Source organism: Ignatzschineria sp. F8392, assembly GCF_002252045.1.
Taxonomy (GTDB): Bacteria; Pseudomonadota; Gammaproteobacteria; order Cardiobacteriales; family Wohlfahrtiimonadaceae; genus Ignatzschineria.
In genome coordinates this window covers 753,006-765,456 of record NZ_NEFF01000001.1, presented here as the reverse complement: position 1 = coordinate 765,456, position 12,451 = coordinate 753,006, and the positions used below count along the sequence as shown (strand labels likewise).

Below are 12,451 nucleotides of genomic sequence, written 5' to 3'. Positions count from 1 at the left end.
ATCTCAACTGACAGCCCATTAACTCATTGCTTTCTAACGAAGAATATGGGCTTGATCATCTTCTCTTTTATAACTGCGGGCTTTACCACTTAATAAGCAGCCGCCCCGGCATTATCTGTAATCAGATTAATTTTATGATTTTGCAAAATCTCCGTAATATCATCAGGTAGAGGCTTATCTGTAATCACCTCATCAAAATGTTTTAATGGCAAGGAGAAATAGGTATTAACTTTGCCATACTGCGTGCTATCCGCCACTAGAACCAATTTTTTAGCAACATCGGGAAGCGCTTTTTTGATCGGAACTTTATCTTCAGAGGTTGCCGATAACCCACGCTCATTCCAAGAGGAGGTTGTCACAAAGGCGATATCAATTAGATAATTTCGAATACCTTGTGCCGCCCCTTCCCCAACACTACAACTAGATACAGGACAGACCGTACCTCCCGTATGAATTAGTTTGCCTTTTCCATTTTCAATCAGATAAAACATGATTATAAAATCATTCGTAATAATGGTTAAATCATCACGCCCCTTAATCTCTCTTGCAATCGCTAAAGTTGTTAAACCTGAATCTAAAAAGATACAACTCTGATCTGGAATTCTTGCAGCTGCAAGAAGTGCGATCTTCCGTTGCCCCTCCTCATTCAAAGATTCTTTTACTTTATAAGATAGCTGTGTCGATAGCTTCTCAGCAGCTTTTACGCCACCAGAGACTGTTACTACCTTCCCTTGACGCTCTAATTTTTGAAGATCTCGGCGTATCGTCATATGTGATACGCCTAAAAGCTCTATCAATTCATTAATCGTCGCTATTCCTTTTTCAGCAACAAGTGCCAAAATTGCCTCATGTCTTTCGACAGGAATCATTACTTACCCCCTTATTTAAACATCACTTTCTCTCTTTATCTCATGCATTTTTCATATTCATATCTTAAGCTCACTCCATCTTTATGCCGCATAACTCTTGCAACATGACGAAGTGTTTTATTAAAGCTATAAATCTCATCTGCATTAGAGAGATAAACTACAAATATAAGCTCATTAAATCGTTACTATCTCTTATTAACTTTATTAATTTTTTATTGGTTTCTTATTAATTTCTTATTCATCTATTATTGATTTATTTTAAGATTTTCAGTTTTCAAAAAACTTCAAAAACTTCAAAAACTTCAAAAACTTTTTTAATATTTCTAATGATGTTAGCGATCTTTATAGGCGTCGCGACTTTCATACCCCAAAAGGGGCGCAACTGACAACAATTAGGACAGGGTGATAATATTCCTTAGATTAAATATTTAGTGCCTTGATAGTTATACTTAAGCTTATTAGCAAACTTAACAATAAAATTTCAATTAAGCTATAATTGAAATCTCTATATTATGTCGACATTATTACGTCAATATTTTTATTATCGACACTAAATATCGATAGACACCGATAGACACCATTTAATCTTGCCATTTACTCTTATTCGCTCTCGGTTGACCCAATCAAAATTGATATTCCAGTACAATCTTGATTCAATCTAAAAACTGATAAGCAAATGGCACTCATATAATCTTCCCTTCCCACCATCTTATCGCTACTCTATATTACACATTTCAGATCTAATAAAACCTAAAGGAATTTAATCGAATTTAATCAAATTTAATTAAAACCAATAAGATCTATTTGATGTAATGTATTCACGCTTCCTCAAAGCTTAAAGGTGTAAAAACCGATTATTACACCCCTACCACAAGGCACGCTGTTATAACTCCTATCCTAAAAAGAGAAAAACAGAGATTAATAATAGAGTATTATTAAAAATAGAAACTAACAGAAACTAATAAATAGTAGTAAATAGATAGTAAGCAACTCTCTTCACAAAAGACAACATTAATTAACCATCGATTAACATTAATAAACATTAATCGACATTAATCATTTATCTTTAGCATTACATACAATATCAGAAATCAATATAAAAAATATAGCAAAAATAAAAATAATGATGAAATAAAAAGACCTGATGACTTTCGTCACCAGATCTTCGGTAATCTCACTACTTAAAAAAGATCGTTAAAAAGATCGTAAATAAGATTGTTAATATACTGTTATAACTGAAAAATTTAGATCAATTTTTGTTTAATCAATTCATTGATCATTGCAGGATCAGCCTTACCTTGGCTTAACTTCATCACTTGACCGACAAAGAATCCTAAAATTTTTGTCTGTCCTGAGCGATATTGTTCAACCTGTTTCGGGTTTTTGCTAATAACTTCATCAACCCAAGCCTCAATTGCACTGCTATCAGTCACTTGTTTTAAACCTTCTGCTTCAATGACTGCATCAGCACTATCACCCCGCTCAATCATCAAGGCAAAGACTTTTTTCGCAATATTGTTAGAGATTGTCTTATCCTCAATTCTTGCTAAAAGACCGGCAAAGGCTTCAGCTGTAATGGGCAATTGAGTAATATCTAAGCCTTTCTCATTTAAGTAGGCAGAAACATCTCCTAATAACCAGTTCGCTGCCATTTTTGCATCGACTTTCTGACTTAGCAATGTCATAAAATAATCTGCCATCGCGCGCGATTGAATAATAACTGAAGCATCATATTCAGAAAGATCATATTCGCTCATTAACTTCGATTTTAGAGCTTCTGGCATCAATGGGAAAGCAGCCTTAACTGCTTCGATACGCTCATCCGAGATAATAATCGGCAAAAGATCTGGATCATGGAAATAACGATAATCATTCGCTTCCTCTTTTGCACGCATAGAGCGAGTCTCATTCTTGTCTGAATCATAAAGACGAGTCTCTTGCGTAATTGTTCCACCTGCCTCTAAAATCTTTATTTGACGGGCAACTTCATAATTGATCGCTTGCTCAATAAAGCGGAACGAGTTGATATTTTTCAACTCTGTTCGCGTTCCTAAAGGTTCACCAGCTCTTCTTACCGAGACGTTTGCATCACATCTAAATGAACCTTCCTGCATATTTCCATCACTAATATCGAGCCATGTTACGATCTGATGAAGCTGCTTAAGGTAGCTAATTGCCTCTTCTGCCGAATTAAGATCAGGTTCCGAAACAATCTCTAATAGTGGTGTTCCCGCACGATTCAGATCGATACCTGTCATTCCAGGGACTTCCCCATGACGTGAACTTCCGGCATCTTCTTCTAAGTGAGCACGATTAATACGAATCTTCTTCTCACCTGCTTCTGTCTCAATCATCAGATAACCATCATAAACAATCGGCGCATCTAGCTGACTTGTCTGGTAACCCTTTGGTAGATCTGGATAGAAGTAGTGTTTACGCTCAAAGATTGTCCGTTGCTGAACCTTAGAGTTAGTTGCGATCGCTAAACGAATCGCTTTATCAATTACCGCATCATTTAATAGTGGTAATACACCCGGTAGTGCAATATCAAAGATTCCCGCCTGCGTATTAGGTGGCTGACCATATAGCGTACTACTACCGGAAAATAATTTTGTCTTTGTTGTTAACTGAGTATGGACCTCTAGTCCAATTACAACTTCCCAACTCATTGAATACCTCTCATCATACTTGTAAAACTGAATTCATCTACCTGCACCATTAACTCTTTAATTTCTTCACTCTTTGACCGCCTATTTGTGACACTTTTATAAGTCTTTTATGACTCTTTTATGTCTTTTTTATGAGACTTTAATAATACTTATCAAAGAAGGCCCATCAAAGATTAAGAGAGTTTTATGCAAAATTTGTTGGGATCTTTTTATGCCAATCACTATTTTGTTGATATTGATGAGCAACTGCCAACAAACGCGCTTCGTCAAATGCGCGACCGATGACTTGGAAGCCTAACGGCATACCATCACTAAAACCCATAGGATGACTGAGTGCCGGTAAACCTGCGAGATTTGCACCAATGAGATTGGTATCAAAGAGGGAGTTTTGAATGCTCGAAGCTTTATGATTTTTACTATATGCCGGACCTGCAACTGTTGGACCTGCAATAAAATCGACCTCTTTAAGAACTGATTGATACTCTTCACTAATCAAGCGACGAATCTGTTGCCCTTTAATGTAGAAATCTTGATAGAGCTTCTCGGTTTTTGCATAAGTTCCCATTAAGATGCGGCTTTTTACTTCATTACCAAAACCTTCAGAGCGAGTACGGCAATAGAGCTCTTCCAAGTTTTGAACATCTTCAGCACGGTAACCAAAACGAATTCCATCGTAACGTGCAAGATTACTTGCCGCTTCTGCCGGTGCAACAACATAATAAACCGGCGTTACAAGATCATGATATTTTAATTCCACCTCAACAAACTCTAATCCTAACTTACGATAGATATCGAGCGTCTCATCGATTGCTTTTGCTGTTGCTGCATCCATCTCACCTTCAAAGAAGTTGCGTGGAAGTGCCATTTTTAAACCTTTTAGCGGCATATCGAGCGATTGGGAGAAGTGAGGTAACTCGATCTCCATAGAAGTTGGATCTTTCTGATCAAATCCCGCCATTCCCTCTAAAACTAAAGCACAATCTTCTGCACTCTTTGCTAATACACCGGCTTGATCTAAAGAGGAAGCAAAAGGAACAAGTCCATAACGAGAAACACGGCCATAGGTCGGTTTAATTCCCGTTACACCACAAAAGCTTGCAGGTTGACGAATAGATCCCCCCGTATCTGAACCCGTTGCAGCAAGAACTAAACCGGCAGCAACAGCCGCTGCAGAACCACTCGAAGAGCCTCCCGCAACATGATCAAGATTCCATGGGTTATTGGTAATACCGTAGTAACTAGTGCCACCGGTTGAGCCCATCGCGAACTCATCCATATTGACCTTACCTAATGAAATTGCACCATGATTCTCTAATCGCTCTGCAATTGTCGCATCAAAAGGAGGAACATAATTACTTAACATCTTCGATGCTGCTGTCGTTAAGACACCTTTAGTCGAGACCAGATCCTTATGCGCGATAGGAACTCCTGTCAATAGCTTCCCTTCTCCATTTTTTAAGATCTGATCTGCTTTTTGGGCATCTGCTTCTGCCTGATCAAAAGTGGTTGTAATAAAACTATTGATCTGCGAATCATATTTTTTAATTCTATCTTGGAAGTATTGCGTAACTTCCGCCGCTGAAACTTCCCCCTTCTCTAACTGAAGGCGAAGTTCTGAAATTGTTTTTGTATGCATGATAACACTCTTCTATTCAATGACTTGAGGAACAAGATATAGACCATCTTCAACATTCTGCGCTAGTTTTTGTAACTCATCACGCTCATTTTTGACAGTCACTACATCGGCACGTAATGTTAAAGTCGCATCAAAGGGATTGGTCATTGGCGCGATGCCTTCAGTCTCTACATCGCGTATCGCTCGAATGACTTCCGCCATATTCTCAAGACGCAATTTCTGCGTTTCAATTTTATCCTCACTAATCTGTAGATGGGCCAAAAATGCTAACCATTCTACTGTCTTATCATCTATCTTCATCTTTTAACCTTTCTTCTGCCGTAAGTGAACCCTCATCTTTCGAGTCTTTCTTTACTAGAGAGTCTTCTTCTCTCTTTAAAGGCTCGCTGGAAGTCTCTTCTGCCCTCTTCTCCTCTTGATCAAGAGGTCTCTCATCCTCATCAAAAAGGATCTGATAAGCAGGACCTTCCATATCATCGAATTGATCTGAGCGAACAGCCCAAATAAATGCGTAACCTGCTACTACCATTCCCACTAATGTTAATGGTAGTAATATAAATAGCGGACTCATCGGTTTCGGCCCTCCCTAATTCTGAGTGTATTGCCTACTACTATTAATGAGCTTAAACTCATTCCGAGTGCTGCCATCCAAGGCAAGACAAAGCCTGTCATTGCGCATGGAATAGCAACGATATTATATAATAACGCCCAAAAGAGATTTTGCGTAATAATTTTATCGGTTCTTTTCGCTAATTTAACCCCTTCTACTAGTGGCATTAAATGTTGATCACTCATCAAAATCATATCTGCTGTCGATTGAGCTAACAGTGCTCCTTGACCAATTGCAATGGAGACATCTGCCTTAGCTAAAACTGGACCATCATTAATCCCATCCCCAAGCATCGCCACAATCGCACCCGATGCTTGCAACTCTTCAACCCGAGCCAATTTCCCCTCGGGAAGAAGATCCCCACGCGCATCTTCAATCTTCAATGTCTCATTAAAGAGATCAACCGTCGTTTGTCGATCTCCACTTAAGATATGCAGACGGTAACCTTGCGCTCTTAAAGCTTCAACCACCTCTTGAGTATCATCTTTAAGTTGATCTAGTAGAGAGTAAGCTACTAAGAGTTGATCGCCGATTCCTAAGCCGACCCATAAGCCAGAATCAAATTTTCCTTCATATTCGCTAAGATCAAACCAATCAAGACGACCAATTTTATAGTTGATACCGTTGATTTCTCCCTTAATACCTCGACCTACAACATTCTCAATAATATCTACCGTGTAGAGCTCAGCTTGATTTTCATATGCCCACTCATTAAAACCGTAGGCGATAGGATGGTTCGAAGTCGCCTCTAAGCTTGCGGCAACTTTCGTTAATTCAAACTCGCTATATTGATCGGTGTAGAGCAATATTTCATTAATCGTTAAGCGACCTTCTGTCAGGGTCCCTGTTTTATCAAAAACAATATCGGTCACTTTCCCTAAAGTCTCTAATGCTCCGGCTCGTGTTGCGATTAACCCCTTCTCAATAATCGCCTGATTGCCGGCACTTAATGCAGAAGGAGTCGCTAAAGCGAGCGCGCAGGGGCAAGAGACAACTAAAACAGCAAGCGTAACCCCAAATGCTGTCGGAGCATCTGCTAAGAAATACCAAACAGTAAATGTCCCTACACAACAAATTAATAATCCAATAACAAAATAGGTAGAGATAATATCTGCTAATTTAGCGATCTTCGGCTTCTCGCTCATAGAACGATCTATTAAGCGTGACATTTTAGAGAGGACTGTCTCGGCACCTACCGTCAAAACTTCCATCCGTAACGGCTGCTCATAGTTGACTGATCCTCCAATAAGACGATCGCCTTGATGCTTCTCTAGCGGAAGGCTCTCTCCTGATAAGAGAGATTCATCGACCATTGCGATCTTATCGAGCAAGACCCCATCAACCGGGATACTATCACCCGGCTTTATCAGAAGAACATCCCCCACATTTAAGCGATTGGTAGAGACAAGCTCCAAAGAGCCATCTTCTGCGATTCTTTCAGCAAAGTTTGGCTTGAGCTTTAAGATATCATCAGAGATCAATAACGACTTATGGCGTGCGCTTGTCTCCAATACTCTTGCTCCTAGAAGAAGAAAGACAAACATCGTCACCCCTTCATAATAGGTTTCACCAATCCCCATGTAGGTGTTATAACCACTCCATAAAGTTCCGGCAATGACTGCAATCGAAATATTTACATTCATTGTTAACCGGCCACTGCGCAAATCATGGTACATCGCTTTATAGAAGCTACGACTCGAATAGGTGGCACAAGGAATGGTGGCAAAGAGACTAAACCAGCGTAATAGATGGTAAGAGCTATCGCTCATATCTTCTGAATAATGACCAAAATAGAGTGCAACGGAAATAGTCATTACCTGCATTGAAAAGAGTGCGGCAATCCCAAACTCCATCAATAGTGAACGCCACTCTCTCTTTAGATTCTTCTGCTCAATCTGTTCATCATAGGGAGTTCCTTGATAACCTAAATTGAGAATCTCGATCAAAATCTCTGAGATTTTCACAACTGAAGGGTCAAAGCTTAAGTGAGCGCGATGAGTTGTCAAGTTGATATCAAATCGTTCGACACCCTTAATACGTTTGATACTATTTTCTAGCAACCAAACACAAGCGGCACAAGTAATCTTATCGATAATAAGATAGGCTTCAAAGATCTCTTTATCCTGTTTATTCTTTGATTTAGTAATAAATTGTACGGCAACATCGGGATGATCATAAAAGTGCATCTGTTGTCGTAATTCATCGGGAATTAAGTTAGGTGCTGTATCGGGACGTTCTGCTGCCTCAGACCGAAAATCATAGTAACGCGTTAATCCCGTCTGATCGATCATCTCAGCAACTGCTTTACAGCCAGCGCAACACATCGGTTGCTCTTCTGATTGAATCACTGCCATAAAGGGAGCTTTACCCTTAATCGGTAGCTCACAATGGTAACATTGTAATTGGGTACCCTTCTCACTCATTAAAATATCAACTCCATTAAAAACACACCTATCCTAAAGCCTATAGCGTAGTATAAAGCATCCGGCATCATCACAATGATTTAATCCTATTCATTGGCCTTTATACAACCATCTTTTGCCGCATTCCCCAACTCGACTAATGATGCATCCTGAGCAGAGAGAGTAAAATAGCCAAAGCACCAAAGAGCGACCATAACGCTTAAAGATACCTACCAAAAGTATTGATAAAAATAGATCCCTAAGAAAAATTATTAAAAAAACGCTTCTGAAAAAATCTCTCCGAATACTTTTTTGAAATTTAATTAAAACTTAAAAAGGGAGATAAAGAAAAAGAGCATTCCTGCTCTTTCCCCTATCAATATCTTGTTCTTGTTACATCATAACTTAACCTTCAATGGCTAACTAGAGATCTTAAGCTATCAATGTACTCTAAGACGCTCTTCTAACTCACACTCCATATCGGGTGGACAGTTGACTAGGGTTCGCCCTACCAACTCATGTCGATCCTCACCCTTAAGAATATCAAGTTCTAAACCCCAAGGTCCTATTCTCGGCAAACTAATCGGCACGGAATACAAACCAGGTTCTGACATTTCAAGATTAAAATCTCTATTTAATTCTTGCTCAGCAGAACGGGTGAACTTCGCCACAACTTCGGCATTCTCTAATGGATTTCCCGCTTTATCTAAAAGCTGAACGACAAAGAAGTTATCTTGATCTACAAAAGGCGTTTCTGCAAAACCAAACTTCACCTGCCAACCACGCTTCTCTTGCTCTAAAAGACGCTTCTGATAAGCATTATAATAAGCCTCTTTTTTGTGGTAAGCATTAGGAACTTCCCCTGGGAATCTTGTACTCACAAATGCATCTTCCGCATTCGTCTTAAAGATGAGACCTTTCTCTGCCATCACAACAAAAGCACCATTTTGAATCGTTAAGACTAAGAAGAAGCCCAATATAGTAATGGGCGCCCAATGCATACGTTTACCATCTTTATCGCGAAGGCTCTTCATACCGCCAGAAGCAATAAGATAGTATGCAAATGAAGTTAGCAGATTACAGGTGATATAGAGTGTAAAGACATCACCACCACGCCAATGTAAAATAGAGAAAGGAACAACTACTGCTATTCCCATCAATGCTGTAATACTCGCTGCCTGTAACGGTGTAAATCTTAGTAGCCTGTGTAAAATAATACAGGCTACTAATACGGAGGCGATACCGAGCAGCATTATTGCTACAGTTTCATTCATAGACTTAAATTAATCCTCTTTTATCTTTCAAGAAATATCGCTTTCATCTGCTGTTTATCAATAATATCCCCTGTTTCTGGATCAGAAACGGTAACATTAAAGGTAACCTTCGGAATAAATGCAACATTCTTATCCTTACGAACTGCACCATTGAGGGCAACACGCTGACCTGGCTTTAAGACAATATCATTAAAACGCATTGCTAACTCGTAACCCTCATCCTCTACTGCGACATGGATTTTTTGTGGTTCAAGCGTTAAGTTATTGAACTTCAATTCGTAAGTATTCTGAAGTCGACCATCACTTAAAAGTGTTGGCGGTTTACGGGTTGATTCAACAATATAGTGTGCAACATCTCGATGTGAAACGCTCCACGCTAATATCGCTGCAACAATGATGATTACAATACCATAACCAATATTTCTTGGTGTAAAGTAATTAGTCTTTTTGCCCTCTAAACTATTTTCAGAAGCATAACGTATTAATCCCGTTGGATATTTAAGGCTAGTCATCATATTGTGACAAGCATCAATACAGAGACCACACGTAATACAGCGATAGTTGATTCCATCACGGATATCGATTCCTGCAGGACAGACCTGTACACATAGATCACAGTCAATACAATCACCATAACCTTCTTCAATACGTGTATCACGATCTCTTAAAGCTTTTGTTGGCTTCGCTCTGCCTTTCGTTCTCTCCCCTCTTGCTTCATCATAAGTAACAACGAGCGTATCTTTATCGAACATCACCCCTTGGAAACGAGCATAAGGACACATATAGGTACAGACTTGCTCACGAGAGAAACCTGCCATAATAAAAGTTGCTGCTGTAATAAAGGCGATCGTACCATAGGCCGCAAAAGGGGCTTTGCCAACAAATACAACCTTAATGAGCTCTGGTGCCGGCATCCAATAAGAGGTAAATGTAAACCCTGTCCAAGCCGCAAAAATCAACCATACCAACCAGGTTAAACCGATTTTGCTAATTTTCTCTCCACTCCATGGACCTTCATGCAAACGTTTACGTGCATTACGATTTCCTTGGATAACGCTCTCAATCATAATGAATGCATCAGTCCAAAGTGTCTGGAAACAGAAGTATCCACAGAATACCCGGCCTAAAACAGCGGTTACAAAGAAGAGTGAGAAAGCAAAAATAGCTAAGACACCCGCTAGCCAGAATATATTTTGAATATCGACAGGTAAGCTAAAGATATAGAAGGTCTTTGCCGTTAAATCAAATACGACTGCCTGCCCTGGCAGCCCCGGCCCCCTATCCCACGGCACCCAAGGTAGTAAGTAGAAGACAAGAAACGCTAATGCTAAAACGGAACTTTTAAAGGTTCTAAACTTCCCCTTGACACTACGGGGGTAGATAGGAATACGTTTTGCATAAAGTGAATCACTGCTTGGAGTTGTATTGTTCTGCTCTGATAGATTATTTGCCACTCTCTTCATCCTTTATGAGCTAATGATTTTATAAGGGATCCATTATAACCAAATTTGATAAAAATCTTAAGTGTTCCCAGAAAGGAAATCATTTTTTACGTTCTAAATCAATAAAAAGGCCCTTTACTAACATAAAGGGCCTTTGAAGATCTTTTTAATGGAGCTCTGAAAGTATCTATACTACAACCATCTCGTCACTCCATTAAGAGAGCTTATTGATTAGACTCTTCCGCACTATTTCCACCTAATTGGTGAACATAGACAGCTAATGCACGAATCTGCTCTGGGCTTAAACGAGATTCCCAAGCCGGCATCACACGGTTCGTAGTATTAGGATCAACCCCGTCACGAATTTGTGGGATAATTGCCGCAACCTTCTCTTCTGGAGTCTCTTTTGAATTAATATCTACAATCTCCCAGATCTGGTCAGTCAAGTTAGGTGCTCCAAGAAGCGGATTACCCTGCGCCTTACGCGGATCTTTTGTAAAGTCTACGTGACATGTAAAACATGCACCTTTACCAAAGAAGAGCTCTTCACCACGTGACGTTGCTTCATCGGGAGTATAGTTATTAGAGAGTGTTAATGTATATTTAGCAACATCTTCAATCTCTTGAGGAGTCATCGTTAATTTACCAGCGGGCATGTTACCACGACGACCTTTAGTAATTGTCTCCTCGATCTGCGCTAAACTACCACCCCAAAGCCAGTTATCATCATTCAGGTTAGGATAGAGACCAACGATTCCTTGCGCTTGTGGACCATGACATGTTGCACAGTTATCAACAAACAATGTTTTACCTGCATTTTCCGCAAACTTAATCATATTGGGATCATTGATAATCTCTTCCTCTGTTTTAGCCATTAACTCAGAGAAATGCTCATGACGCTTTAATGCTTCAGGAGATGATTGTAGCTCATTGACAAGTCTTGTACGTGTTGTCCAGTGAACTTTTACACGCTCCATCTGCGCATTATCTGCATCTTCTACATCCACGAGTAGATCACCTGACTGTTGCTCAACAGGTCTCTCAATCTCAACTTTATAAACCCCTTTGGTATAACCATTCGCCATCGGCCAAGTTGGAAAGAGAATCCAGTAGCCAATAGAGAAGATAATCGTTCCATAGAAAGCATATAGCCACCATCTAGGGAGAGGATTATTATACTCCTGGAGGTCACCGTCCCATACGTGACCGGTTGTTTCTACCTCTGCGTTGTTTAAATCTTTCTTATTTGTGTTTTCACTCATTATTTTATTCCTCAGTCACTTTGACCATGAAGAGATCGTTCACCTATTTGTGCTCACTACTTTGATCTTTCGCTCTATCTTTCTGCTCTTTTTGATCAAAGAGGAACTCTTCATCATCCATAAATGGAATATATCGATACTCATCAAATCGTTTTTTCCGAGCTTTACCGGTGAATGTGTAGATGATAATTCCGATAAAGACAGCAAAGAAGATAACAGCTGCTAAGGTTTTACTATTACCTAAGTCTGTAAACCACATAAAGAAATCCATCATCACACATTCTCCT

The 12,451-nt window shown here is 39.6% G+C and carries 10 protein-coding genes; all 10 read right to left on the bottom strand.

Annotation, left to right across the window (positions count from 1 at the left end; translation table 11 throughout):
* Positions 1-89: 89 nt before the first annotated feature.
* Positions 90-869 (bottom strand): DeoR/GlpR family DNA-binding transcription regulator, encoded by a 780-nt coding sequence (locus B9T19_RS03235; RefSeq protein ID WP_094567135.1) that lies wholly within the window; start codon positions 867-869, stop codon positions 90-92.
* Between the two features lie 1,244 nt (positions 870-2,113).
* Positions 2,114-3,538 carry an Asp-tRNA(Asn)/Glu-tRNA(Gln) amidotransferase subunit GatB gene (gene gatB / locus B9T19_RS03230; protein ID WP_094567134.1) on the bottom strand — a complete coding sequence of 475 codons (1,425 nt, stop codon included), beginning with the start codon at positions 3,536-3,538 and terminating at the stop codon, positions 2,114-2,116.
* Between the two features lie 184 nt (positions 3,539-3,722).
* Positions 3,723-5,174, bottom strand: a complete 1,452-nt coding sequence (gene gatA / locus B9T19_RS03225) for an Asp-tRNA(Asn)/Glu-tRNA(Gln) amidotransferase subunit GatA (protein ID WP_094567133.1) — start codon at positions 5,172-5,174, stop codon at positions 3,723-3,725.
* A 12-nt stretch (positions 5,175-5,186) separates the two neighbouring features.
* Positions 5,187-5,474, bottom strand: a complete 288-nt coding sequence (gatC, locus tag B9T19_RS03220) for an Asp-tRNA(Asn)/Glu-tRNA(Gln) amidotransferase subunit GatC (RefSeq protein WP_094567132.1) — start codon at positions 5,472-5,474, stop codon at positions 5,187-5,189.
* Positions 5,461-5,745: a cbb3-type cytochrome oxidase assembly protein CcoS gene (gene ccoS / locus B9T19_RS03215; RefSeq protein WP_094567131.1), complete on the bottom strand. Its 285-nt coding sequence runs from the start codon at positions 5,743-5,745 to the stop codon at positions 5,461-5,463. Before ccoS ends, gatC begins: the two co-directional genes overlap by 14 nt.
* On the bottom strand, positions 5,742-8,207 hold the full coding sequence (locus B9T19_RS03210; RefSeq protein WP_094567130.1) for a heavy metal translocating P-type ATPase: 2,466 nt from the start codon (positions 8,205-8,207) through the stop codon (positions 5,742-5,744). Before B9T19_RS03210 ends, ccoS begins: the two co-directional genes overlap by 4 nt.
* A 419-nt stretch (positions 8,208-8,626) precedes the next feature.
* Complete coding sequence (locus B9T19_RS03205) at positions 8,627-9,460, bottom strand: FixH family protein (RefSeq protein WP_094567129.1); 834 nt, start codon at positions 9,458-9,460, stop codon at positions 8,627-8,629.
* Between the two features lie 20 nt (positions 9,461-9,480).
* Positions 9,481-10,914 carry a cytochrome c oxidase accessory protein CcoG gene (gene ccoG / locus B9T19_RS03200; RefSeq protein WP_233146779.1) on the bottom strand — a complete coding sequence of 478 codons (1,434 nt, stop codon included), beginning with the start codon at positions 10,912-10,914 and terminating at the stop codon, positions 9,481-9,483.
* Between the two features lie 212 nt (positions 10,915-11,126).
* Complete coding sequence (locus B9T19_RS03195; RefSeq protein WP_094567127.1) at positions 11,127-12,164, bottom strand: cbb3-type cytochrome c oxidase N-terminal domain-containing protein; 1,038 nt, start codon at positions 12,162-12,164, stop codon at positions 11,127-11,129.
* 43 nt (positions 12,165-12,207) lie between these two features.
* Positions 12,208-12,438, bottom strand: coding sequence for a CcoQ/FixQ family Cbb3-type cytochrome c oxidase assembly chaperone (locus tag B9T19_RS03190; protein WP_094567126.1), 231 nt, complete (start codon positions 12,436-12,438; stop codon positions 12,208-12,210).
* Between the last annotated feature and the right edge of the window lie 13 nt (positions 12,439-12,451).